The following is a 24,120-nucleotide window of genomic DNA, read 5'->3' on the forward strand; positions in this document are numbered from 1 at the left end:
CAGGAGAAGGACCCCGAGGGGCGGATGCCGCTCGCGGATCACCTGCGTGAGTTGCGCAACCGGCTCGCGAAGGCGCTGCTGGCCATCGTCGCCATCACGGTCGTCGCCGCCTTCTACTACAACGACATCATCAACTTGATCACGCGGCCGATCCTCGACTCGATCGGCTGCGAGCACAACTTCTCGGAGCTGGCGAAGGTCAAGGACGCGCACTGCGCGCAGATCACGGTCAACGGTCTGCTGACGCCCTTCACGCTGGCCCTGAAGGTGTCGTTGATGGCCGGTGTGGTGTTCGCCTCGCCGGTGTGGCTGTACCAGCTGTGGGGCTTCATCGCGCCGGGCCTGCACAAGCACGAGAAGAAGTACGCCTACTCCTTCGTGGGTACGGGCGTGCCGCTCTTCCTGTGCGGTGCCTACTTCGCCTACACGGTGCTGCCGACCACGGCGAAGGTCCTCATAGGGTTCACCCCGGACAACACCTCCAACCTGTTGCCGCTGGACGACCTGCTCGACCTCGTCCTGCGCATGGTGCTGGTCTTCGGCCTCTCCTTCGAGCTGCCGCTCCTGCTGGTCTTCCTGAACCTCATCGGGGCCATCACCGGTAAGCGGATGCTCGGCTGGTGGCGCGCGATGATCATGGGCATCACGGTGTTCGCGGCCGTCGCCACGCCCAGCACCGACCCGCTGACCATGCTGGCCCTCGCTGCCCCCATCTGGGTCCTGTACTTCGCGGCGACGGCCTTCTCCCTGCTGAACGACCGCCGCAGGAAGCGCCGTGACGCCGAGGGTCCCGCCGACGACGAGGCCTCCGACCTCGACCTCACGCCCGAGGACATCGGCGACGTCGAGTCGGTGTCGGCCGGGCGGGTGCCCGAGCAGTCGACCGGCGAGAGCGACCGGATCAACGGTTACGACGATGTGACCTGAGGCAACTCCTGTTCGCGACAGGCCACTTGTTAGGGTCCGGCCCGTGAGCAGTGAGATCACCCTCTTCGTCAATCCCACCGCGGGACGCGGCCGGGGCGCAGGTGCTGCGCAGCCGGCCGCTTCTGCGTTGCGGGCGGCCGGCTTCTCCGTGCGGACCGTCATCGGCGAGGACGCCGCCGACGCCCTGGTACGCGCGCGTGCCGCGGTGTCCGAGGGAACCGGTGCCCTGGTGGCCGTCGGCGGGGACGGCCTGGTGAACCTCGCGCTGCAGGCCGTCGCCGGGACCCGCACCCCGCTCGGGGTGGTCGCGGTCGGCACGGGCAACGACTTCGCGCGCTCCCTGGGGCTTCCCGTGCGCGAGCCGGCTGTCGCGGGCGCGCTGGTCGCCGAGGCGCTCAAGGGCTCGCTGATCCGGGACATCGACCTGGGGCGGATCGGCGACCACTGGTTCGGCACGGTGCTCGCCTCCGGGTTCGACTCGCGGGTCAACGACCGGGGCAACCGGATGCGGCTGCCGCTCGGCCGGTTCAAGTACGACCTGGCGATCGTGGCCGAACTGGCCGCCTTCAAGCCGGTGCCGTTCCGGCTGACGCTCGACGACGGTTCCGTACGCGAGATCGCCGCGACCCTCGTCGCCGTCGGCAACGGCACGTCGTACGGGGGCGGGATGCGGATCTGCGCCGACGCCGACATGAGCGACGGCCTCTTCGACGTGACCGTGGTGGGGGACTGCTCGCGTACGACGCTGCTGCGGGTGTTCCCGCGCGTCTACAAGGGCACGCATCTCACCCATCCGAAGGTGAGCGTGTACCGGGCGGCGCGCGTCGAGCTCATGGCCGAGGACATCACGGGATACGCGGACGGGGAGCCGGTGGGGCCGCTGCCGCTGGTCGCGGAGTGTGTGCCGGGGGCCGTGCGGGTCCTCACCGGGGAGGGCCTTACCGGATAATGATCGTCCGATGTCAGTGGGGGCCGGTAGGCTCGAAAGCACGATGACAGAGGACCTCTCACCGGCCGAGCGGTACGCGGCAGCCCGTCAGCGGGCCGCCGAGCAGGCCACCGCGCTCGCTTCCTTCCGCGAGATGTACGACTTCGGCCTCGACCCCTTCCAGATCGAGGCGTGTCAGGCACTCGAGGCGGGCAAGGGCGTTCTGGTGGCCGCGCCCACCGGCTCCGGCAAGACGATCGTCGGCGAATTCGCCGTGCACCTCGCCCTCCAGCAGGGCAAGAAGTGCTTCTACACGACACCCATCAAGGCGCTGTCGAACCAGAAGTACCAGGACCTCGCCAAGCGTTACGGCTCCGACAAGGTCGGCCTGCTGACCGGCGACAACAGTGTGAACAGTGATGCGCCGGTGGTCGTCATGACCACCGAGGTGCTGCGGAACATGCTGTATGCGGGCTCGCAGTCGCTGATCAATCTCGGCTACGTGGTCATGGACGAGGTGCACTACCTCTCCGACCGCTTCCGGGGCGCCGTCTGGGAAGAGGTGATCATCCACCTCCAGGAGTCCGTGACGCTCGTATCGCTGTCGGCCACGGTGTCGAACGCGGAGGAGTTCGGCGACTGGCTCGACACCGTGCGCGGCGACACCGAGGTGATCGTCTCCGAGCACCGTCCCGTGCCGCTGTTCCAGCACGTGCTCGCCGGGCGCCGGATGTACGACCTCTTCGAGGAGGGCGAGGGCCAGAAGAAGGCCGTCAACCCCGACCTCACGCGGATGGCGCGCATGGAGGCGAGCCGTCCCTCGTACCAGGACCGGCGGCGCGGGCGGCACATGCGCGAGGCGGACCGGGAGCGCGAGCGCAGACAGCGGTCCCGGATCTGGACGCCCGGCCGTCCCGAGGTCATCGAGCGGCTCGACTCCGAGGGCCTGCTGCCCGCCATCACCTTCATCTTCAGCCGCGCCGCCTGCGAGGCGGCCGTCCAGCAGTGCCTGTTCGCCGGGCTGCGGCTGAACGACGACGCGGCGCGGGCCAGGGTGCGGGAGATCGTCGAGGAGCGGACCGCCTCGATCCCGGACGAGGACCTGCACGTCCTGGGGTACTACGAGTGGCTCGAGGGTCTCGAGCGGGGCATCGCCGCGCACCACGCGGGCATGCTGCCGACCTTCAAGGAGGTCGTGGAGGAGCTGTTCGTACGGGGCCTGGTGAAGGCCGTGTTCGCCACGGAGACACTCGCCCTCGGTATCAACATGCCTGCCAGATCAGTGGTGTTGGAGAAGCTGGTCAAGTGGAACGGGGAGCAGCACGCCGACATCACCCCGGGCGAGTACACCCAGCTGACCGGGCGCGCCGGCCGCCGTGGCATCGATGTCGAGGGGCATGCGGTCGTGCTGTGGCAGCGCGGCTTCAGCCCCGAGCACCTGGCCGGACTCGCGGGCACGCGCACGTACCCGCTCAAGTCCAGCTTCAAGCCGTCGTACAACATGGCGGTCAATCTGGTCGAGCAGTTCGGGCGGCACCGGTCCAGGGAGCTGCTCGAGACGTCCTTCGCGCAGTTCCAGGCCGACAAGTCCGTCGTCGGGATCTCGCGGCAGGTCCAGAAGAACGAGGAGGGGCTCGAGGGCTACAAGGAGTCCATGACCTGCCACCTCGGGGACTTCGAGGAGTACGCGCGACTGCGCCGTGACCTGAAGGACCGCGAGACCGAGCTGGCCAAGCAGGGCGCGGCCCAGCGCCGGGTGCAGGCCGCCGCCGCACTGGAGAAGCTCAAGCCGGGCGACGTCATCCACGTGCCGACGGGCAAGTTCGCGGGTCTCGCCCTGGTCCTCGATCCAGGGCTGCCGGCGGGGCGGTCCAACGGGCACCGGGGGTTCGAACACCACGACGGGCCAAGGCCGTTGGTGCTGACCGCCGAGCGGCAGGTCAAGCGGCTCGCGTCCATCGACTTCCCCGTGCCGGTCGAGGCGCTGGAGCGGATGCGGATCCCCAAGTCCTTCAACCCCCGGTCGCCGCAGTCGCGGCGGGACCTCGCGTCCGCCCTGCGGACCAAGGCCGGGCACATCGTGCCCGACCGGCACAGGAAGGGCCGCTCCCAGGCCGCCGACGACCGGGAGATCACGCGGCTGCGGGCCGCGCTGCGGGCGCACCCCTGCCATGGCTGCGACGAGCGCGAGGACCACGCCCGCTGGGCCGAGCGCTACTACCGGCTGCGGCGTGACACCGTGCAGCTGGAGCGGCGCATCGAGGGCCGCACGAACACCATCGCGCGCACCTTCGACCGCATCGTCAAGCTGCTGACCGAGATGGACTATCTGCGCGGCGACGAGGTCACCGAGCACGGCAAGCGCCTCGCCCGGCTGTACGGCGAGCTCGATCTGCTGGCCAGCGAGTGCCTGCGCGACGGGGTCTGGGAGGACCTGAACCCGGCCGAACTGGCCGCGTGCGTCTCGGCGTTGGTGTTCGAGGCCAGGCAGGCCGACGACGCGCTCGCGCCGAAGGTGCCCTCCGGCAAGGCGAAGGCCGCGCTCGGCGAGATGGTGCGGATCTGGGGGCGGCTCGACGCCCTCGAGGAGGAGTTCCGGATCAACCAGGCCGAGGGCGTGGGCCAGCGCGAACCGGATCTCGGCTTCGCCTGGGCCGCGTACGAGTGGGCCTCCGGCAAGGGGCTCGACGAGGTGCTGCGGGAGGCGGACATGCCGGCCGGGGACTTCGTGCGGTGGTGCAAGCAGGTCATCGACGTGCTCGGGCAGATCGCGGCCGCGGCGCCCTCCGGTTCCACCGTGGGCCGGAACGCGCGCAAGGCCGTGGATGCGGTGTTGCGCGGGGTCGTCGCCTACTCGTCGGTGGGCTAGACCCGGCCGCTGCCCTGTGCAGCCTGTGTGAGTGAGGAGCCCCTGCTTTGCCGGCAGGGGCTCCTCTGCTGTGTGCGTGTGGGGGGCGGGTGGTCAGGCCGCCGTGCGAGCCGCGTCCCTCTTCGCAACCTCCTCGCGGACGATCGGGATCACGTGGCGGCCGAAGTCGATCGCGTCGTCGAGCAGGTCGTAGCCGCGGGCCGAGAGGATGTCGACGCCCAAGTCGTAGTAGTCCAGGAGGGCTTGGGCGACCGTCTCGGGGGTGCCGACCAGGGCCGTCGAGTTGCCCGCGCCGCCCGTCTCCGCCGCCGTCGGGGTCCACAGCGCGCGGTCGTGGCGCTCGCCCCGGGCCGCCGCCGCGAGGAGGCGCTGGGAGCCCGCGTTCTCCGGGTTCGTCGACGGGTGGCGGCGGGAGAGCGGGGTGCCCGCCTTACGGGCCCGGATGCGGGCCAGCGTCGCGTGGGCCTTCTCCCAGGCCAGTTCCTCGGTCGGCGCGATGATCGGGCGGAACGCCACCTGGATGCGGGGCACGTCCGTGCGGCCCGCCGCCTTCGCCGCCGCCTTGACCGACTCGATCTGCTCGGCGGTCTGCGCCAGCGGCTCGCCCCACAGGCAGTAGATGTCTGCCTCGGCGCCGCCCGCCGCGTACGCCGCGGGGGACGAGCCGCCGAACGAGACCGGCGGGTGCGGCAGTTGGACGGGGAAGGTGTCGCTCACGAAGTCCTTGAAGCGGTAGTGCGTGCCCTCGTGGTCGAACGGGTCGTGCGACGTCCAGGCCTTCTTGATGATCTGGATGGCCTCGCGGGTACGGGCGTACCGCTCGTCCTTGGTGAGGAAGTCGCCCTCGCGCTGCTGCTCGTGGTCGTTGCCACCGGTGATGAAGTGCACGGCGAGGCGGCCGTCGCTGATGCGGTCGAGCGTCGCGAAGGTCTTGGCCGCGAAGGTCGGGTACGAGACGTTCGGGCGGTGCGCGACCAGGATCTGGATCTTCTCCGTGCGGGCCGCGATGTAGGCGGCGGCCGGGGACGGGTCCGGGGAGCCGGAGCCGTACGCGAAGAGGATGCGGTCCCAGCCGTACTCCTCGTGGGCGCGGGCGAGACGGAGCGTGTAGTCCTTGTCGAAGGAGGGGCCCGAGCGGGCCGTCACTTCGGAGCCTTCGTTGGTCGCGGCGATGCCGAGGAACTCTACGGGCATGGTGGTACGCCTCTTTCGCGGTGCGGGGTCGGATGTGCTGGGCCTGGACGTCGGATCGTCGTCAGGCGCAACACGCCGCCGACCACACTCGACCGAAGTCGATGTGGTCGCGGGTGACCAGCCGCAGCTGAGGGCGCATGCCGTCAGTTGAACAGGCGGACGCGTGAAACGTCAACCACGTCCTCGTGCCGCCAAGTAGGCGCGCCAGCCGCCGTGGTGGGTGATGTCGGGGGCGTCGGCGGCCAGGGCCGAGGGTTCGCAGAGGAAGCCGGGGACCTCGGTGCCGTCGGCGAGGGTGACGCTGCCCAGGGTCATGGGACGGGGGAGCGTCGTGAGGAGTTGCCCCAGGCCCGCCGCCGGGATGCGCCACACCTCCGCCTCGATCGCCGCGCCCTCGGCCGGACCCACGCGCACCAGGCCCGGCTTGGCAGGACGGGTGGGCAGAGCATGCAGCCGGTACGTGGCAGCCGTGGTCGTCGAGCACTCGAACTCAGCGCCCAGGGCGAGGAGTTGGCCGTTCAGTGGCTGTCCTGTGAGGTGGGCCCCGACCACCGCGATCCGGGCGGGCGGCGTCGTCAGCAGCCCGGCGATGCGGGACACCCGGTCGTCCGTGTGGGCCCGGCCGATCAGCATCACCCCGAACGGGAGCCCGTCGGCCGTGCCCGCGGGGACGGCGGTGGCGCACAGGCCGAACAGGTTCGTGGAGTTGGTGAAGCGGCCGAGGCGGGCGTTGACCCCGAGGGGGTCGGCGGCGACCTCGTCGAGGGTGGGGTGCTCGGTGGTGGTGGGCAGCAACAGGGCGTCCGCGTCGGCCAGTTGGGCGAACGCCGCGGTGCGCAGGGCTGCCAGGCGGGCCTGGTCGGCGAAGAGGCGGTGGGCGGGGATGTCGCGGGCCCGGGTGATGATGTCCCGCACGGTGGGGTCGAGGGCCGGGTCGGCCGTCGTCTTGTCGATAAGGGTTTTGTCGATGAAGGCGCCGACCGCCGTGTACCGCTCGGCGACGAACGCGCCCTCGTACAGCAGGGCCGCCGCCGCGGTGAACGGCGTCAGGTCGATCTCTCTCAACTCGGCTCCCGCGTCCGCCAGTTGGCGAGCGGCAGACTCGTACGCCGCGGCCCAGCCGGGCGCCAGTCCGCCCAGGTGCCCCGTGTGCGGGACCGCCACGCGCCACGGCCCGGGAGCGCGGGCCGGGGGCGCGGGCGCGGGGTCCGTCATGAAGGACAGGGCGCGCTCCGCCTCCGGCAGCGTACGGGCGAAGACGGTGACGCAGTCGAGCGAGGCGCAGGCCGGGACGACACCCGCGGTGGGGACCAGGCCGTAGGTGGGTTTCAGGCCGACGATGCCGTTGAGGGCGGCCGGGACGCGGCCCGAGCCCGCCGTGTCGGTACCGAGGGCGAGATCGGCGATGCCCAGGGCCACCGCCACGGCGGAGCCCGAGCTGGAGCCGCCGCTGATCCGGGTGGGGTCGACGGCGCCGCGGACCGCGCCGTAGGGGGAGCGGGTGCCGACCAGGCCGGTGGCGAACTGGTCCAGGTTCGTGGTGCCGAGGACGAGCGCGCCCGCCGCGCGCAGCCGGGCCACCGCGGGGGAGTCCTCGACGGGCGTGTACGCGTACGCGGGGCAGCCCGCGGTGGTGGGCAGGCCCGCGACGTCGATATTGCCCTTGACCGCCAACAGGCGTCCCGCCAGGGGGAGTTGTTCGCCCCTCGCCGTGCGGGCGTCGAGGGCGGCCGCCTCCGCCGCGACGTCCGCCTCGGGGCGCAGATCGATCCAGATCTCGGGGCGGTCCACCGCGGCGATCCGGGCGTGGGCGGCACGGACGCGGGTCACGGCTGAGGGCATGAGGGCTCCAGTGGTTGCTCGGCGGGGTCAGGCCGGGACGAGGATCAGCAGAGGTGTGCCCGGGTCCACCTGGGCGCCCGGCTCGGTGAGGATCTGGTGGACGCGGGCCGGCGACGCGGCCCGTACCGGGGACTCCATCTTCATCGCCTCCAGGGCCACGAGCTGCTGTCCGGGTTCCACCACATCGCCCTCCGAGACGTTCAACTGCCAGACGCAGGCGGCGAATTCGGCCTCGACCACAATGCCGCCCGTGGGCAGGCTCAGATCGTCGGCGGGCGGTGCCGGGGCGCTCGCGGCCTCGGCGCGCGCGAACTCGCCGGCCGCCTCCCACGCGTCCCGCTCCGCGGTGAACGCGGCACTCTGACCGGCCCGGAACGTCTCGATCGACGTGGCGTTCCGATCCAGGAACTCCTGATGCGCGGCGAGCGAGAACTCGCCCTCCTCGATGCGCGGCACGAAGCGGCCCGAGGTGATGTCCGCCCGCAGCTCGAGGAGTTCCTCCGGCGACACCGGGTACCACTTGATCCGGTCGAAGAAGCGCAGCAGCCACGGGGACCCCGCCTCGAACGCGCCGCGCTGCTGCCAGCCCGACCAGACCTGGGTCGTACGCCCCACGAACTGATAGCCGCCGGGTCCCTCCATCCCGTAGACGCACAGGTACGCGCCGCCGATGCCGACCGAGTTCTCCGCGGTCCAGGTGCGGGCCGGGTTGTACTTCGTCGTCACCAGGCGGTGGCGCGGGTCGAGCGGGGTGGCGACCGGGGCGCCGAGGTAGACGTCGCCGAGGCCGAGCACCAGGTACTCCGCGTCGAAGACCGTCGCGTACACGTCGTCGACGGAGCCGAGGCCGTTGACGCGGCGGATGAACTCGATGTTCCACGGGCACCAGGGCGCGTCGTCGCGTACGCCCGCCATGTACCGGGCGATGGCCTCGCGGGTCGCCGGGTCGTCCCAGGACAGGGGGAGGTGGACCGTGCGGGAGGGGACCGTGAGTGCGTCCGACGGAGGCAACGCGGTCGCCAATCGCCTTACTGATACCAGGAGTTCGTCCTGCGCGAGCACCCGAGGGTCCACCTGGATCTGCAGCGACCGGATGCCGGGCGTCAGGTCACGTACGCCCGTCAGGGCGGCGCCCGCCACCGCCTCCATCAGCGCGTGCACCCGCATCCGCAGCGCCAGGTCGAGCTGCATCGGGCCGAACTCCACGAGGAGGTTGTCGTCGCCGCTGCGGCGGTACGTGATGTCGCCGTCGCGGGCCAGGACGCCGCCGTCGACGATCGCGGGGCGCGGCGTGCCGTCCGCCGCGACCGGCGCGAAGCGGACCGTGTCGCCGGGGCGGAGCTGGCCCAGCTTCCAGCGTTCGGTCGTGACCACCGTGGCCGGGCAGACGAAGCCGCCGAGGGACGGGCCGTCCGGGCCGAGCAGGACCGGCATGTCGCCCGTGTAGTCGACGGCGCCGACCGAGTACGGGGTGTCGTGGATGTTGGACGGGTGCAGGCCCGCCTCGCCGCCGTCCGTGCGGGACCAGCGCGGCTTCGGGCCGACGAGCCGGACGCCGGTGCGGGCCGAGTTGAAGTGGACCTTCCAGTCGGCCGCGTAGAAGTCGTGGACGTCCTGCTCGGTGAAGAACTCCGGTGCGGCGTGCGGGCCTTCGAGCGCGCCGATGTGCCAGGTGGCGGTGAACGCGGGCCGGTCGGTCCCGGGCACCGTCTCGCCGGTCGCCGTGGCGCCGCCGTGCAGGACGTCGCCCGTGCGCAGCGCCCGGCCGCCGTGGCCGCCGAACCCGCCGAGCGTGAACGTGGCCGCGCTGCCCAGGAACGGCGGGACGTCCAGGCCGCCGCCCGCGAAGAGGACGTACGTCCGCAGGCCGTGCTCGCTCGGTGCGCCCACGGTGAGGGTGCCGCCCGCGGGGACCGTCACCGGCTCCCACTGCGGGACCGGTACGCCGTCCACCGTGACGGGGGCCGGGGCGCCGGTCACGCACACCGTCGTCGGGTGCGTGAACCTCAACTCCGGTCCTTGGAGCGTGCATTCCAGTCCGGGAGCGCCCTCGCCGTTGCCGAGGGCGAGGTTGCCGAGGCGGAACGAGCGGTCGTCCATCGGGCCGCACGGCGGCACGCCGACCTGCCAGTGCCCGATGCGGCCCGGCCAGTCCTGCACGGTGGTGAGCGTGCCGCCCGCGGTCACCTCGATGCGCGGCGTCGGGTCGGTGACGTGCGCGAGGGTCGCCGTCGAGTGGGTGGCCGAGCGGAAGTCCGGCGCGGTCAGGGCCGAGCGGACCAGACCCAGATTGGTCTCGATGCCGTCCACGCGGGTGGCGGCGAGAGCCGCGTCGAGGCGGTCCAGGGCCTCGGCGCGGTCGCTGCCGTACGCGATCACCTTCGCCAGCATCGGGTCGTACGCCGTGGAGACCTCGCTGCCGGTCTCGATCCAGCCGTCGACGCGCACTCCATCGGGGAACTGGACCCGGGTCAACAGGCCCGCGCTCGGGCGATGTTCACGGCTCGGGTCCTCCGCGTACAGGCGTGCCTCGACGGCGTGGCCGCGGGGTGGCCCCGGGTCGCGTACGACCGTGGTCTCGCCGCGTGCCAGGCGCAGCATCCAGGCGACGAGGTCGACGCCGTAGACCTCCTCGGTGACCGGATGCTCCACCTGGAGGCGGGTGTTGACCTCGAGGAAGTACGCCTCCTCGCGCGCGGCGTCGTACACGAACTCGACCGTGCCGGCGGAACGGTAGTCGACCGATGCGCACAAGTCTCTTGCCGCGATGGCCAGTTGGTCGCGTACGTGCTCGGGAAGGTTCGGTGCCGGGGCCTCCTCCACCACCTTCTGGTTGCGGCGCTGCAGCGAGCAGTCGCGGTCGCCGAACGTGACGACCCTGCCCCGTCCGTCGCCGAAGACCTGGACCTCCACGTGCCGGGCGTGCTCGACGAGGCGCTCCAGGAAGACGCCCGCCGACGTGAAGGAGGCCGCCGCCGTGCGCTGGACGCGGTCCCAGGCCTCGCGCAGGGCGTCCGGGGTGCGGCAGGCCGCCATGCCGATGCCGCCTCCGCCGCCGGTGGCCTTGAGCATCACCGGGTAGCCGATGCGGTCCGCCGCGGCCAGAGCCGCGTCGGCGTCGGGGAGCAGTCCGGTGCCGGGGGCCAGCGGGACGCTCGCGGCCTCGGCTGCCGCGCGTGCCGTGTGCTTGGCGCCGAACAGCTCCAGCTGGTGCGGGGTCGGGCCGACGAACACGATGCCCGCGTCCTCGCAGCGGCGCGCGAACGCGGCGTCCTCGGACAGGAATCCGTAGCCCGGGTGGATCGCCCGGGACCCGGTGTCCTTCGCCGCCTTCAGGACCAGGTCGGCGTCGAGGTACGACTCCTTCGCGGGCGCCGGGCCGAGGCGGACGGCCTCGTCGGCGAGGCGGACGTGCGGGGCGCCGCGGTCCGCGTCGGAGTACACGGCCACGGTGCGCAGGCCCAGTTCCCGTGCGCTGCGGATGATGCGGGCGGCGATCTCGCCGCGGTTGGCGACGAGCAGGGTGTCGAAGGTCATGCGCCCGCCCCGATCGTCACGCCCGCCCCGATCGTCAGCGCCACCGGGGTCGGTTCGAAGCCGTTGCACGGGTTGTTGATCTGCGGGCAGTTGGAGACGAGGACGATCACGTCGCACTCCGCGCGCAGGGTCACCTCGAGGCCGGGTGCGGACAGGCCGTCGACGATGCCGAGGGTGCCGTCCTTCTCCACGGGCACGTTCATGTACCAGTTGACGTTCGAGACGAGGTCCCGCTTGCCGAGACCCCAACGGGCGCCCTCTGCAAGGAAGTTGTCGACGCAGGCGTGCTGGGCCCAGGTGTGGTGGCCGTAGCGCAGGGTGTTGGACTCCTTCGAGCAGGCGCCGCCGACCGTGTCGTGCCGGCCCACGTCGTCGGAGACGACCGTCATCAGCGGCGTGTGTTCGTTGCTGAGCAGCACGCTGCCCGTCGTCAGGAAGAGGTTGCCCTGCGCGTGGATCGTGTCGGGCGCGCTGTAGCGCACGGCCGTGTCATCGGCGGCGTACACGAGGAAGTCGACGGCCTGGTTGCCGCGCAGGTCGGTGAGGGTGAGGGTGTCGCCCCCGCGCAGGAGGGCGGACCAGGCGGCGCGGGCGGCCACGGTGGAGACGGCCGTGTCGGTGGAGGCGGTGGTCACTTGAGCCCCCTGGAGGCGAGGAAGTCGGCGGTGTTGAGGAAGGCGCGGCGGCCCTCGGGCGTGGCGTCCCACAAGGGGTCGCCCGCGGACGTCGGTTCGGCCCGCCACGCCAGGACCTCCAGCGGGCCGGTCACGTAGGTCTCGCGCGGGTCCGACGGATGCGGCACGTTCACGAGCAGCACCGTGACGTCCTGCTCGGCGCGGAGCGTCACGCTCGCGCCGGGCCCCGCCGAACCGGTGAACCGGACGGCCCCGTCCTCCGCGAACTCGACGCCCTGGAAGAAGGAGAGGGACGGCGGGATGTCGCGCGGCGTGAGGCCGTTCTTCGCGGCGGCCAGTTTGAACAGCTCCCGCCCGGCGGGCGAGGGCGACTCGGGGGTACCGGCGCCGTAGCGCCGTTCGTTCCGTACGCGGGTGGAGGTGCCGCACAGCGCGTCGTGCCGGCCGCCCGTGGTGTCCGCGACGACGGACGCGAGGACGCGGCCCTGGTCGGACAGGAGGAGACGGCCCTCGCCGAGGTAGGCGTTCCACTGCACCTTCACCGTGTCGGCGACGTTCAGCCGCTCCCAGGGGCGGCCGTCGACGTAAAGGAGGAGGTGCGCGCAGGCGTCGCCCGTGCGGTCGGTCAGGCGCAGCTCGGTGCCGCGGGCCAGGACGCGGTGCGTGTAGTTGCCGCCCGCCACCGTCTCCGCCCACACCAAGTGGCCCGCCTCGCACGGGGGTTGGGGCCAGTCGCGGGCGGGGACCACCGGCATGGCGTCGGTGCGGGTGCCCTGTTGGGCGCGGGCGTGGTCGCGGGCTCCGTGGGTGGTCGCTGTCGCCATGGCGGGACCTTCCGGCTCGGCGTCGGGTTGCTGGGGACTCATGTTTCTGTCGTGCGACAGAAATTAGGCAGCGGTCGCTTCTGCCGCGTTGCCCGGCCGTGTCGGTGGCGTTACCTGGATCTCACCGCGCTCGACGCGTCAGGCCCGTCCGGGCCGAACCGGGCCGATGTGCGACGATCGGGCGCATGAGCACTTCAGGAGCGCGCCGCGTCGGTCGCCCGCGGGCCGCCGCCCGGCCGGACAGCGGACTCGCTCCGCGCGCCGAACTCCTGGAGGCCGCCGCCGAGTTGTTCACGACGAAGGGGTACGCGGCCACCACCACCCGGGCCGTCGCCGAGCGTGCCGGGATGCGGCAGGCGACGATGTACCACTACGTCTCCGGCAAGGAGGAGCTGCTCGCCGCCCTCCTGGAGTCGACCGTCACACCCTCGCTCGCGCTGGCCCGCGCGCTGCTCGCCGAGGCGGAGCGCCCGGCGAAGGACCGGCTGTGGGAGCTGTGCCGCAGCGACGTCGAGCTGCTCTGCGGCGGCCCGCACAACCTCGGCGGCCTGTATCTGCTGCCCGAGGTGCGCGCCGAACGCTTCGCCGGGTTCCATGCCGTGCGCGCCGAACTGAAGGACGCGTACCGGCAGTTGCTCGCCGACACGAGCGCCGGATCCACCCTCGGCAAGGGTGAACTCGCTCTGCGGACCGACCTGTTGTTCGGCCTCATCGAAGGCGTGATCCTCGTCCACCGGTCCGACCCCGAGCGGCCCGTCACGGCGTTTGCCGAGGCCACGGCGGACGCCGCGCTGCGCATCGCCGGCATCTGAGCCGATCGGCGACCCCGCGCGGGCTCGGACAGCCGGACGCCCTCACTCCATGTGTGCGAACAAGAGCTGAGCGTGCAAATGGGAGCGAGTGTATTCCTCTCGGCGGGGCATTTCAGGGCCTTGCCGAATATGACTCGGCGATGATCCGGTCGGACTAAGCTCGCCCGCAGCGCACCGAGTTGAGATGGATTCGGGCGCTTGTTCCCCTATGCGGCGATGGTTCGCGTTGATCCCCGTAGCCAAGTGTGGCGAACCATCGCAAACTTCCCCGACCCGACCGTTCAGAGGGCATACATGGTGAGTGTTCAATCGCCTCCCGGTGGCCGAGAAGTCCCCTACACACGTGTCCTGTTGCTGCCCGCCATGGTCATGGCCGCCGCCACCGGAGCGGCCGTCGCACTGGTCACGCAGCCCGCACGTCTCGCCGTCGCCCTGTGCGGCGCACTCGGCACGGTCCTGGTGGTCGCCGTCGCGGCCGAGGCCGTCCGGCGCGGCCGCGTCATCAAGGGCCAGCGCACCCAATACGCGCACCACGTCGCCGAGTTGGAAGGCCGCATCGGCGCCCAGGAACACCGCACGATGCGAGTCGCCAAGGAAGTGCTGCCGCACGCCCTCTACCGGATGCGCACCGGCGACAACCCCAAGGACGCCGTCCAGAACACCTGCGACTCCGACCCCGCCTTCCGCGACATCAGCCAGGGCGAGCGCGAACTGCTGCGCCGCTGCCTCAGGGAGATCGACCGCGGGGACGCCGAGAGCGACGCGGCCCAGCGCGCCTTCGTCTCCATCGCCCGCCGCGTCCAGGCCATCGTGCACAAACAGGCCCAGGAACTGCGCGAGATGGAGGAGGACCACGGCCGCAACCCCGAGGTCTTCGACGACCTCCTGCGCATCGACCACGGCACCGCGCTGATCGGCCGCCTCGCCGACTCCGTCACCGTCCTCGGCGGCGCACGCCCCGGACGCCAGTGGCCGCGGCCCGTCAAGCTCTACAGCGTGCTGCGCGGCGCCATGTCGCGCATCCTCGAATACCCGCGCATCGACCTGCATGCCATCTGTGACGTGGCCATCACGGGCATCTCCGTCGAGCCCCTCATCCACGCCTGCGCCGAACTCCTCGACAACGCCACGCGCTACTCGCCGCCGCAGACCCGCGTCCACGTCACCGCCGTCGAGGTGCAGACCGGCATCGCCATCGAGATCGAGGACGGCGGCGTCAGCCTCGGCGAGGAACAGCGCCTCAAGGCCGAGCGGATGCTCGACAAGGCCAAGGCGGGCGTCGACCTCAACGACCTGGGCGAGAACCCGCGCCTGGGCCTCGCCATCGTCGGCCGGCTCTGCTCGATGTACAACATGCAGATCTCCCTGCGCCAGTCCGCGTACGGCGGCGTCCGCGCGGTCCTCGTCGTGCCGCGCGAGATGATGAGTTCCGAGCCCGCTCCGGGACTCGCCCACGGCATCGGCGCCACCGCAGTGCCCCGCGTCGACCACAACGGCGTACCGATCAAGGAAGAGCCGCGGCTGAAGAAGACGCGCCGCCCCACCACGGGCCCGCGCCCCTCCGCCCCGCTCGTCGCCGCGATGGAGGACGACGTCCCCGTGGTCACCGAGTGGCGGGCCAACGGGCTGCCGCAGCGCCGCAGGAAGCACGACACGAAGATCATCGAGAACCAGATCATCGTCACGCCCCGCAACCCCGACCTGTCCGCGCCGCCGCCCGCGGCTGCGGCACCCGGCGTCCCCGCGCCCTCCGTGGAGCCGGAGCACGACAGGCCCGCGCAGCCCGAACCCGGCCTGTGGGTCGAGGCGTTCATGAACGGGCTGAAGCCCGACGGGTCGGACCCGGGTGAGGGCTTCGAGGCGCCGGAGGGCGCCGACAAGCCGCACGACGACGCGTACAACCAGCAGGTCGACGAGGGAGACCGCCAGTGATCCAGCAACGCGCCAATTTCGACTGGATGCTCAAGGAGCTCGCCGACGGCGTGCCCAATGTGCGCCAGGTGGTGGTGCTCTCCGCGGACGGTCTGCGCATCGCACGCTACGGCGGCGACCCCGACGGGGCCGACCGGATCGCCGCCGCCTGTGCGGGACTCCAGTCCCTCGCCTCCGCGGTCGCCTCCGAGATCCCGGAGAGCAACGGCAAGATGAACATGGTCATCATCGAGGTCGACGGCGGCTTCTTCTATCTGATGGCCGCGGGCAAGGGCGCGTATCTCGCCGTCCTCGCCGACCCGTACGTCGACGCGGGCCTCATCAGCCACCAGATGCGCGACCTCGTGATCCGCATCGGCGCCCACCTGACCAGCCCGCCCCGACGCAACGGCCAGACTGTATGAGCCCCCGCCCTCCCGAACCACCGTTCCGAGAACCGCCACCGCAGCGCGAGCGACGCCCGCAGCAGGGTCCCAGGGATCCCGAGCGGCTCTACGTCATCACCGGCGGCACCGACGGCGCCGACCGCGCACCCCTCGATCTGGTCACCCTGATCGTGGCGCACGCCGACCCGCCGCCCGCGGTGCCGCCCGAACAGGGCGCCGTGTTGCGCATGTGCCGCACGCCGCTGTCCACGGCCGAGATCTCGGCCTACCTCAACCTGCCGTTCAGCGTGGTCACCGTGCTGCTCGGCGAACTCCTCGCGGCCGAACTGGTCCAGGCGCGGGCCCCCGTCATCCGGAGCGCCGTCGCCGACCGTTCCCTCCTCGAAGCGGTGATGCATGGACTACAGAAGCTCTGAGAACACGGCCGCCACCGAGGTCGCCCTCGGCAGTGTGCACATCCCGGGACCGCGGGCCGAGGACCGGATGCCCGAGACGGTCACCTCGGCCGTGAAGATCGTCATCGTCGGCGGCTTCGGCGTCGGCAAGACCACCATGGTCGGCTCCGTGAGCGAGATCCGCCCGCTCACCACCGAGGAGACGATGACGCAGGCGGGCATCGGCGTCGACGACAACTACGGCTCCGAGACGAAGACCGCCACCACCGTGGCCATGGACTTCGGCCGCATCAGCATCACCGAGGAACTCGTCCTCTACCTGTTCGGCACCCCGGGCCAGGAGCGCTTCTGGTTCCTGTGGAACGGGCTGTTCGAGGGCGCCCTCGGCGCGGTCGTGCTCATCGACAGCCGCCGCCTCGAGGTCAGCTTCGACGTGATCGGACGCCTGGAGGAGCGCGGCGTGCCGTTCGTCATCGCCAACAACGCCTTCCCGGACGGCCCGCGCTATCCCACCGAGGAGCTGCGCAACGCCCTCGACCTGGACCCGCAGGTCCCGATCATCGAGTGCGACGCGCGCCGCCGGGCCTCCAGCCGCGACGTCCTGATGACCCTGATGCGCTATCTGCACGAGATGGCGCTGCACCGCGCCTGACCCTCAACTCCCCACCTTCTAACACCAGTTGACCACACCACCGGAGCGATCACCGTGGCGCCTCCCTCCCAGCAGCCCTCCCAGTCATCCGCCGGATACGACGCCCTCGACGGCCTCGCCGACCCCTCGCTCGCCCCGCCGCCCGGCTGCCCCGCGCACGCCCTGGGCCCGGACGGCCTGCGCCGGCTCTACGGACCCGAGGCCGACACGGACATCGCGGCCGTCTACGAGAAGCTGCGCGCCGAACACGGCACGGTGGCCCCGGTGTTGATCCACGACGACGTCCGCATGTGGGCGGTGCTCGGCCACAGCGAGAACCTGCACATGGTGCGCAGCACCTCCCAGTACAACCGCGACGCGCGGGGCTGGACCGCCCTGAAGAACGGCACGGTCAAGCCGACCCACCCGCTCGTCCCCGTCTTCAGCTACCAGCCGATCTGCTCCATGACGGAGGGCACGGAGCACCGGCGGCTGCGCGGCGCGGTCACCGCGGCCATGGAGACCATCGAGCACCGCACCCTGCGCCGGACGATCAACAAGGCGACGCAGGAGATCATCAACCGGTTCTCGCAGCGCGGCGAGTGCGACATCGTCAGCGAGTTCGCCGAGCACCTGCCGATGATGGTGATGCTGTCGATCCTCGGCGCCCCCGAGGCGTACAGCGAGCGCTTCGTGCAGGCGGCCCGCGACATGATCAAGGGCACCGAAACGGCCATCGCCAGCAACGAGTTCATCATGGGCGTCCTCATGGAGCTCACGGCGCGGCGCCGGGCCAACCCCCTCGACGACGACTTCACCAGCGGCCTCATCGCCGACCCGGCGGGCCTGACCGACGACGAGGTCGGCCAGCACCTGCGGCTCATCCTCATCGCGGCCTACGAGGGCACGGCCAACCTCATCGCCAACGTGCTGCGCGTCGTGCTCACCGACCCGCGCTTCCGCGCCCAGCTCAACGGCGGGCAGATGACCGTGCCCGAGGCGGTCGAGCAGTCGCTGTGGGACGAGCCGCCGTTCAGCGCCATGGTCGGCTACTTCGCCAAGGTCGACACCGAACTCGGCGGGCAGCGCATCCGCGCCGGGGACGGCCTGATCTTCGGCATCCAGCCGGGCAACGTCGACCCGGCGGTCCGCCCCGACCCGACCGCCCACATGCTCGGCAACCGCTCGCACCTCGCGTTCGGCGGCGGTCCGCACGAGTGCCCGGGCCAGGACGTCGGGCGCGCCATCGCCGACATCGGGGTCGACGCGTTCCTGATGCGGTTGCCCGACGCTGAACTCTCCATCCCGGAGAGCGAGTTGCGGTGGCGCTCGACGATCCTGTCCAAGCACCTCGTGGCGCTTCCGGTGTCGTTCACGCCGCGCCCGCCGCAGGACGTCATCTCCAAGCCGAGCATCGTGCCGCCGCCGCGCCCCGACTGGCAGGTCTCGTCCGGCGCACCGGTGCAGACGCCGGCTCCTGTGGCCGAAACCCCGGCTCCGGCACCTGCCGCCGCCCCGGCCGCCCCGGTGCAGCCGCGGCTCGGCGCCTGGCAGCGGTTCCTGCGCTGGTGGCGCGGGTACTGACAGCGCCTCTGCCGCTCTACTCGTCTACTGGTCCCAGGTCGCGTACGACACCCAGGCCCCCAGCTCCCGCCCGCTCACGAACCGGTGCTCGCGACCGGTCACCGGATCCCTGAACTCCAGGGAGCGGGCGAGGAGTTGCAGGGGCCTGCGGAAGTCGTCGGGTGCGACGGGGTCCGCGACGACCGGATAGAGCGGATCGCCCAGGATCGGCAGCCCGATGCGGTTCATGTGGACCCGCAACTGATGGGTCCGCCCGGTGTGCGGTGTCAGCCGATAGAGCCCCAACTCGCCCTTCGTCCCGGCCAGTTGGACATGGCTTTCGGCGTTGGGCTCGCCGCCCGGGATCTCCTGGGCGGTGAGCACCCCGCGCTCCTTCTCGATCCTGCTGCGCACCGTGACCGGCAGCGGGACCCCCGGGTCATGGGCGGCGACGGCCTCGTACTCCTTGGCCACGAGCCGGTCCCGGAACAGGGTCTGGTACCGGCCGCGCTCCTCGGGGCGTACGACGAACAGCACGAGCCCGGCTGTGAGCCGGTCGAGCCGGTGGGCGGGCCCGATGGCCGGCAGGTCCAACTCCCGGCGCAGCCGCGCCAGGACGGTCTCGGTGACGTGGCTGCCGCGCGGCGTCGTCGCCAGGAAGTGCGGCTTGTCGGCGACGACGATGTGCTCGTCGCGGTACACGACGTCCACCACGAAGGGGACCCGCGTCTCCGCCGGGAGGTCCCGGTGGAACCACACGTACCCGCCCGGCTCGTACGGGGTGTCGGCGCGCACGGGGCCGCCGTCCGCCCGCACGATGCGCTCCGCGGCGATCATGGCGTCGATCACCCCGTCCCCCGCCGACATGCGCCCCACCAGGTGGTCCCGCACGGTCGCCCACTCCCCGTCGACGGGCATCCGCACCCGCACGGGATCGACCCCGTCGCGCTGGGGGAGGGGGGAGGGCGGGGTGCGGGGCTTGCGTCTCATCGAGTGCCACAGTACGGGCGCCGCGGTCCGGGGAGGGGCGTCAGGTGGTACGGCGTGTGCCGCGCCGGGATCGCTTGCGCCGCTTCCTGAGCCAGTCGCGGAAGTCGAGCAGTTCGATGACGGTCTGCACCCACGACGTGAGCGTGCCCAGGAGGCGCAGCACCACGGAGGCGCCGATGTCGTCCACAGTGCTTCTTTCGGGTCGAGGGCGGTGCCGTCCACTTCATCGCGCTTTCACGCGGCCGGGGAAGGGGCCTTCGTCACCTGTTCCGCCGCGGAAGTCCCGCGCGGCTGCCGCCACCGGCGGTACCCGGCGCCCGCCGCCACCGTCCCGGCCAGGAACAACACCGTGAACCACTGGAAGTACCAGTGCCCGCCCGCCGGGTCGTACACCGTGGCGCGCGGCCAGGCGAGGTTGACCGTCATGACCAGGCCGTAGAGCAGGGCGAGCGCGTTGACCGGCAGTCCCCAGCGGCCCAGGGAGAACAGGGGGCGGCCCGCCTCGTCGGTGCCGTCCGCCCCGGCGCCGGCGTACTGGCCGCGCAGCCGGCGCAGCAGCATCGGGCCGGTCACCATCGCGTACGCCAGGTACAGCAGCACGATGCACGTCGTGCCGATCGCCAGGAACGCGTCGGGTGAGGCGAAGTTGAGCAGGAGCAGCAGCGCCGCGAGCGCGCCGACGACCAGGGCGGGGCCGGTCGGCATGCCGGTGCGGGGGCTGACCCGGGACAGCTGCCGGGACCCCGGCAGCACCCCGTCGCGCGCCATCGAGAACAGCATGCGGCACGCCGCCGTCTGGATCGCGAGGGTCGCCACGGCGATGGCGATCGCGACGTCCGCGAGCAGCGCGCGGCCGATGCCGTCGCCGAGGCTGCTGGTCAGGACGTAACTCAGGCCGTCCGTCGCGAGGCGCCCGTCGGTCAGGCTCGGCGCGGCGAGGATGCCGCCGAGCACCAGGAGCCCGCCGAGCAGGCCTGCGGCACCGAGCGCGGTGAGGATCGTGCGCGGCGACGTGCGGCGCGGATCGCGCGTCTCCTCGCTCATCTCGCCCGCGCTGTCGAAGCCGATCAGGACGTACGCGGCGGTGAGCGAACCCGTCAACAGCGCGGCCAGGAGCCCGGATTGGCCCGCGGAGCCCGTGTGCAGCGTGATGCCGGGGGAGCGCTCGGCATGGGTCAGGAGCAGCACGACGATGAGGACGGCGCCGATGATCTCGGCGGTGACGCCGACCCGGTTGATCAGCGACATCACCCGGTTGTCGAGGAGGTTCACCAGGGTCGTCAGCGCCAGCAGGAGCACGCCGAGGACCGCCGCGTTCGCCGCGCCGCTCGGTGAGGTGGGCGCCGGGTCGCCGCCGAGCAGCTGGAAGCCGGACCACAGCGGCGGCAGCACCATCTGCAGCGCGAGCGCGGCCGCGGCGACGACCACGATCTGCCCGATCACCATGATCCAGCCCGCGAACCAGCCGAACGCCGGGGTCGCGAGACGGGACGACCACTGGTAGATCGCCCCCGAGAGCGGGTAGCGCGCGGCGAGCTCGGCGAAGCAGGCCGCGACCAGGAGCTGCCCGACGAGTACGGCGGGCCAGGTCCAGAAGAAGACGGGGCCGCCGAACCCGAAGCCCACGGCGAAGAACTGGAAGACGGTCGTCAGGACGGAGATGAAGGAGAAGCCCGCGGCGAAGGAGGCGTACCGGCCGAGGCTGCGGTGCAGCTCCTGCCGGTAGCCGAACTCCGTGAGCAGGGGGTCGTCGGAGGTTGGGGGCGAAGGGTGGTCGTCGGACGGGGCGAGGGTGGTCACGGGTGCACCTGCCTTCAGGGCCGGGGGAGCAGGAGGAGCAGGAGGAGCCGAAAGAGTTCCTGTCGGGCGACAGAAATTAGGGGCGGCCCGTTTCCTCCGCATGACGCGGCCATGTCGAGGCGGCGCCCAAGTCCTCACTCCGGCCCGCAGGGCCTTCTCGCGATGCATCGCGTATTGACCGACCCGCAGGGCATCACGGAGGTGGGTCGCGAGGAGGTCGTCGAGTGGCTGTCCGACCTGCTGGCCGTGCCCACCCAGGAGTACTCGATGCTCGAGAGGCTGGACTTCAGACGAGCGGAGCAGTCTTGCCGAGATCCTGCTCCGCTCCCTTGAGTCGCAGCTTGACGCAGGCGAGGCGGCTTAACCGCAACTCACTGTGAACGAGAGGGGGTTGGCATACGATGCCCGGTATGCGCATGGGTGACCCCGGCGGTCGGCATAACCCCGGGGTCTGGCCAGTCTGGAGGGACTGACATGGGTAAGCGTACCGTCGCGCCTGGACGTAGCAGGCCCATCGGCCCGCTCAGGGTTGCGATTTACCTGCGAGTCTCAACCGCAAAACAGGTCAAGGGGTACGGACTTCGGGCGCAGGAAGAGCAGTGCCACGCCTGGCTGGACTACAAGATTGGCAAGGGCTGGTACACCGTCATCAAGGTCTACAGCGACGGTGGCGTAAGCGGGAAGCTGGCGTCGCGCCCGAACTTCGACATCCTCAACGAGGCAATCAACGACGGTCAGTACGACCTCGTGGTCTTCGGCAAACTTGACCGCATCGGCCGCGCGATGAGCGACATCCACCTCTGGGTCTACCACACCACCAAGTCGGGCGTACGCGTAGCCACTGCGGACGGCCGGATTGACTCCGAAGACGACATGTTCGGGATCCAACTCGGCCTGCTCGCCTACATGGCAGAGACCGAGCACACACTCATCCTCGAACGAACCATGGGTGGCCGCGAGCGGAGGCTGGGAGACGGAGGATGGCCTGGAGGCCCCGCACCCTACGGTACGAAGCTCGAAGGAAAGCCAGGCGAGAAGTTTCCCGTGGTCTGTGACGTCGAGGCAGGCATCCTGGAACAGGGTGCTGTGTTCATCGTCGATGAAAAATGCAGCGGAGATGAGGCAGCCGAAAAGCTCAACGCGCGAAGAATGTTTACACGGAGCGGCAAGCCCTGGACGGGCGGCAACCTGATTCAGAAGTACTACGCAACAGCGCTCGACGGGTACGTCATCTACCGCAACACCGAGCGAGGCGGAAAGAGAGGTGTCCGCCTCGATGAGAAAGGAAACCCCCTCTACGGCGAGACAGTGCGGATCCCCGTGCCATGTGGACTCACGCCGGAACGAGCAAAAGCCGTTCGTGCCGCTCTCGCCCGCAGATCCTTCTCGAAGTCGGACAGTCGCGAGTACCTCGTGAGCGGCTCCCTGTATGGAGTCTGTGGGCATCACTACGTTGGTTCGTATCGGAAGAACCGGGACCTCGTTCGCTACCAGTGCACCGGTCGCATCTACGACGACGACGCTGAAGGCAAGTGCAACTGCAAGGAGATCGACGCCCCGATTCTCGACAAGGCTGTATGGGCAGCAGTTGCCGCACGAGTGGGAAATCACAAAAATTTTCAGGCGCTTGCAGAAGCGTGGCTTGGCGCTCTTCCCGCCCACGCCACTGTCTACCGTGAGAGGCTCGCTGAACTCGATGCGCAAATCGAGAAAAAGCGTAAGTCGCGCCAGACCAGGCTCGTGCTCCTTGTCGACGCCCTCGAAGAGGACGGAGATGGCGAAGTTGACGGGAGGGCTGTCGAAGACCTGAGGAATGCACTCGAAGAAAAGGAGAACCAGCTCCAGTCCCTCCGAGAGGACACGCTGAAGCGGTTGGTGGAGACGGAGCGCCAAGAGGCTCGCGTGCGCGACATCATCAGCCTGGCGAAGAAGATGAACCTCCAGGATGAAGACTTCCCCTTCGCTGACAAACTTGAACTCTTCGAAATGCTCGATGTCCGAATCGATATCATCAGCGATGTGCCTGGACAAGTGCGTCCTGGCGGTTGTCCGTTCGAGGCCTGGTTTGAGGAGCAGAGCCTGACCATCCCAGACGCCATTACAGACGGGCAGTGGGAGCAGATGGAAGAATTCTTCCCTCCTCGGAAGGCTCGTGGGCGTGCAGTGGATCGTCGCTTGGTGATGGATGCCACGCTTTACAAGCTCCGTAATGGGATCTGCTGGAACGAGCTTCCATCAGAGCAGTTCGGACGCTGGCAGACCGTCTACAACAACGCGACTGCTTGGCTGAAGAACGGCATCTGGGCGCAGGCGATCCTGAGTCTGGGGGCCTACACAGGAACCCTGTTGGCGCCTGCGTACCAGCTTCCCTCGATGGACGTGTCCGTCGACCTCGATTCGCGTCTGGATGAGGTGCAGGAGGAGGCCGGCGACACGTGTGAGAGGGACTGTGTTGGCACACAGTCGTCAACACGTTCCTGTTGCCGCTGATCATCCTGTCCTCGGCGTTCATGGCGCCCTCGCAGATGCTGGACTGGATGCGGGACGTCGCCGACTTCAACCCGCTCAACTGGGCGATGATGGCGGTCCGTTCGGCGATGGCGGCGGATCCCGTCTGGGGGACGTGTGGTCGCGGGGCGGCGCGCCGCTCGCTCTCGCGACCGTGGCGGTGCGGGCGTCGACCCGGACGTTCAGGTCGTACCAGCGGAAGGTGTGACCCGGCAGGGGCGCGGGGTCGTGTCGATACGCGGCCCCGCCGCGGGGCGCCACCCGAAACGGCTAAGAGGTCATCTCAACTGGTGCATCTGGCCCGGCTTTTGGGCAGCCGTATATGCAGAGAGGCAGCTGCGCTCGTT

Annotated in this window: 18 protein-coding genes and 1 pseudogene; 11 read left to right on the top strand and 8 right to left on the bottom strand. The window is 70.6% G+C overall.

Translation table 11 applies throughout. The annotated features are described in order from the left end of the window. Nucleotides 1–24: 24 nt before the first annotated feature. From tatC to ACIBUY_RS35620, 3 genes are read left to right on the top strand one after another with little or no spacing between them, the layout of a single operon-like run. Nucleotides 25–927, top strand: coding sequence for a twin-arginine translocase subunit TatC (tatC, locus tag ACIBUY_RS35610; RefSeq protein WP_399154915.1), 903 nt, complete (start codon nt 25–27; stop codon nt 925–927). Between the two features lie 43 nt (nt 928–970). Beyond that, complete coding sequence (locus ACIBUY_RS35615) at nt 971–1,876, top strand: diacylglycerol kinase (RefSeq protein WP_399154850.1); 906 nt, start codon at nt 971–973, stop codon at nt 1,874–1,876. Between the two features lie 43 nt (nt 1,877–1,919). Beyond that, entirely contained in the window at nt 1,920–4,724 is a 2,805-nt protein-coding gene (locus ACIBUY_RS35620) for a DEAD/DEAH box helicase (protein ID WP_399154851.1), read from the top strand. A 93-nt stretch (nt 4,725–4,817) separates the two neighbouring features. On the opposite strand, the gene ACIBUY_RS35625 is transcribed toward ACIBUY_RS35620, so the two are convergent. The 5 genes from ACIBUY_RS35625 to ACIBUY_RS35645 all read right to left on the bottom strand — a co-directional run bounded on the left by ACIBUY_RS35625 (nt 4,818) and on the right by ACIBUY_RS35645 (nt 12,756). Continuing rightward, a complete protein-coding gene (locus ACIBUY_RS35625; protein ID WP_365577077.1) occupies nt 4,818–5,918 on the bottom strand; it encodes an LLM class flavin-dependent oxidoreductase in 1,101 nt (366 codons plus the stop codon). 171 nt (nt 5,919–6,089) lie between these two features. Then, nucleotides 6,090–7,760 (bottom strand): allophanate hydrolase, encoded by a 1,671-nt coding sequence (locus tag ACIBUY_RS35630; RefSeq protein WP_399154852.1) that lies wholly within the window; start codon nt 7,758–7,760, stop codon nt 6,090–6,092. A 27-nt stretch (nt 7,761–7,787) separates the two neighbouring features. Then, complete coding sequence (locus ACIBUY_RS35635; RefSeq protein WP_399154853.1) at nt 7,788–11,297, bottom strand: 5-oxoprolinase/urea amidolyase family protein; 3,510 nt, start codon at nt 11,295–11,297, stop codon at nt 7,788–7,790. Then, nucleotides 11,294–11,932 (bottom strand): urea amidolyase associated protein UAAP2, encoded by a 639-nt coding sequence (locus tag ACIBUY_RS35640; RefSeq protein ID WP_365577083.1) that lies wholly within the window; start codon nt 11,930–11,932, stop codon nt 11,294–11,296. The genes ACIBUY_RS35635 and ACIBUY_RS35640 overlap by 4 nt, the downstream gene beginning before the upstream one ends. Continuing rightward, nucleotides 11,929–12,756 (bottom strand): urea amidolyase associated protein UAAP1, encoded by an 828-nt coding sequence (locus ACIBUY_RS35645; RefSeq protein WP_399154854.1) that lies wholly within the window; start codon nt 12,754–12,756, stop codon nt 11,929–11,931. The genes ACIBUY_RS35640 and ACIBUY_RS35645 overlap by 4 nt, the downstream gene beginning before the upstream one ends. Nucleotides 12,757–12,941: 185 nt before the next feature. On the opposite strand from ACIBUY_RS35645, the gene ACIBUY_RS35650 reads away from it, so the two are divergent. From ACIBUY_RS35650 to ACIBUY_RS35675, 6 genes are all read left to right on the top strand, one after another. Then, complete coding sequence (locus ACIBUY_RS35650; RefSeq protein WP_365577087.1) at nt 12,942–13,568, top strand: helix-turn-helix domain-containing protein; 627 nt, start codon at nt 12,942–12,944, stop codon at nt 13,566–13,568. Nucleotides 13,569–13,862: 294 nt separating this feature from the next. Next, nucleotides 13,863–15,500: an ATP-binding protein gene (locus tag ACIBUY_RS35655; protein WP_365577089.1), complete on the top strand. Its 1,638-nt coding sequence runs from the start codon at nt 13,863–13,865 to the stop codon at nt 15,498–15,500. Beyond that, nucleotides 15,497–15,904 (top strand): roadblock/LC7 domain-containing protein, encoded by a 408-nt coding sequence (locus tag ACIBUY_RS35660; RefSeq protein ID WP_365577091.1) that lies wholly within the window; start codon nt 15,497–15,499, stop codon nt 15,902–15,904. Before ACIBUY_RS35655 ends, ACIBUY_RS35660 begins: the two co-directional genes overlap by 4 nt. Beyond that, nucleotides 15,901–16,302, top strand: a complete 402-nt coding sequence (locus ACIBUY_RS35665) for a DUF742 domain-containing protein (protein WP_399154855.1) — start codon at nt 15,901–15,903, stop codon at nt 16,300–16,302. The genes ACIBUY_RS35660 and ACIBUY_RS35665 overlap by 4 nt, the downstream gene beginning before the upstream one ends. Further along, nucleotides 16,283–16,933 (top strand): GTP-binding protein, encoded by a 651-nt coding sequence (locus ACIBUY_RS35670; protein ID WP_399154856.1) that lies wholly within the window; start codon nt 16,283–16,285, stop codon nt 16,931–16,933. The genes ACIBUY_RS35665 and ACIBUY_RS35670 overlap by 20 nt, the downstream gene beginning before the upstream one ends. 54 nt (nt 16,934–16,987) lie before the next feature. Beyond that, nucleotides 16,988–18,496 (top strand): cytochrome P450, encoded by a 1,509-nt coding sequence (locus tag ACIBUY_RS35675; protein ID WP_399154857.1) that lies wholly within the window; start codon nt 16,988–16,990, stop codon nt 18,494–18,496. A gap of 24 nt (nt 18,497–18,520) precedes the next feature. Here the strand turns inward: ACIBUY_RS35675 and ACIBUY_RS35680 are convergent, their stop codons facing one another. Genes ACIBUY_RS35680 through ACIBUY_RS35690 form a run of 3 tightly spaced genes read right to left on the bottom strand, consistent with a single transcriptional unit; the run spans nt 18,521 to nt 21,265 of the window. Continuing rightward, entirely contained in the window at nt 18,521–19,465 is a 945-nt protein-coding gene (locus ACIBUY_RS35680; RefSeq protein WP_399154858.1) for an RluA family pseudouridine synthase, read from the bottom strand. 40 nt (nt 19,466–19,505) lie between these two features. Beyond that, nucleotides 19,506–19,652 carry a hypothetical protein gene (locus ACIBUY_RS35685; protein ID WP_365577097.1) on the bottom strand — a complete coding sequence of 49 codons (147 nt, stop codon included), beginning with the start codon at nt 19,650–19,652 and terminating at the stop codon, nt 19,506–19,508. Between the two features lie 47 nt (nt 19,653–19,699). Beyond that, entirely contained in the window at nt 19,700–21,265 is a 1,566-nt protein-coding gene (locus ACIBUY_RS35690) for an amino acid permease (protein ID WP_399154859.1), read from the bottom strand. Between the two features lie 474 nt (nt 21,266–21,739). On the opposite strand from ACIBUY_RS35690, the gene ACIBUY_RS35695 reads away from it, so the two are divergent. Next, a complete protein-coding gene (locus ACIBUY_RS35695) occupies nt 21,740–23,755 on the top strand; it encodes a recombinase family protein (RefSeq protein ID WP_399154860.1) in 2,016 nt (671 codons plus the stop codon). Continuing rightward, nucleotides 23,731–23,981: pseudogene (locus ACIBUY_RS35700) on the top strand (ABC transporter permease); the annotation flags it as partial. The gene ACIBUY_RS35695 and the pseudogene ACIBUY_RS35700, both read left to right, overlap by 25 nt. Nucleotides 23,982–24,120: the final 139 nt, after the last annotated feature.

The sequence above is a fragment of the Streptomyces sp. NPDC050085 genome, from assembly GCF_044460595.1.
Taxonomy (GTDB): domain Bacteria; phylum Actinomycetota; class Actinomycetes; order Streptomycetales; family Streptomycetaceae; genus Streptomyces.

Bases quoted from the DNA above. Each gene is read 5' to 3' on its own strand.
- tatC (WP_399154915.1), top strand. From the start codon at position 25: ATGCCGCTCGCGGATCACCTGCGTGAGTTGCGCAACCGGCTCGCGAAG.
- ACIBUY_RS35620 (WP_399154851.1), top strand. From the start codon at position 1,920: ATGACAGAGGACCTCTCACCGGCCGAGCGGTACGCGGCAGCCCGTCAG.
- ACIBUY_RS35625 (WP_365577077.1), bottom strand. From the start codon at position 5,918: ATGCCCGTAGAGTTCCTCGGCATCGCCGCGACCAACGAAGGCTCCGAA.
- ACIBUY_RS35630 (WP_399154852.1), bottom strand. From the start codon at position 7,760: ATGCCCTCAGCCGTGACCCGCGTCCGTGCCGCCCACGCCCGGATCGCC.
- ACIBUY_RS35635 (WP_399154853.1), bottom strand. From the start codon at position 11,297: ATGACCTTCGACACCCTGCTCGTCGCCAACCGCGGCGAGATCGCCGCC.
- ACIBUY_RS35645 (WP_399154854.1), bottom strand. From the start codon at position 12,756: ATGGCGACAGCGACCACCCACGGAGCCCGCGACCACGCCCGCGCCCAA.
- ACIBUY_RS35650 (WP_365577087.1), top strand. From the start codon at position 12,942: ATGAGCACTTCAGGAGCGCGCCGCGTCGGTCGCCCGCGGGCCGCCGCC.
- ACIBUY_RS35655 (WP_365577089.1), top strand. From the start codon at position 13,863: ATGGTGAGTGTTCAATCGCCTCCCGGTGGCCGAGAAGTCCCCTACACA.
- ACIBUY_RS35665 (WP_399154855.1), top strand. From the start codon at position 15,901: ATGAGCCCCCGCCCTCCCGAACCACCGTTCCGAGAACCGCCACCGCAG.
- ACIBUY_RS35670 (WP_399154856.1), top strand. From the start codon at position 16,283: ATGGACTACAGAAGCTCTGAGAACACGGCCGCCACCGAGGTCGCCCTC.
- ACIBUY_RS35680 (WP_399154858.1), bottom strand. From the start codon at position 19,465: ATGAGACGCAAGCCCCGCACCCCGCCCTCCCCCCTCCCCCAGCGCGAC.
- ACIBUY_RS35695 (WP_399154860.1), top strand. From the start codon at position 21,740: ATGGGTAAGCGTACCGTCGCGCCTGGACGTAGCAGGCCCATCGGCCCG.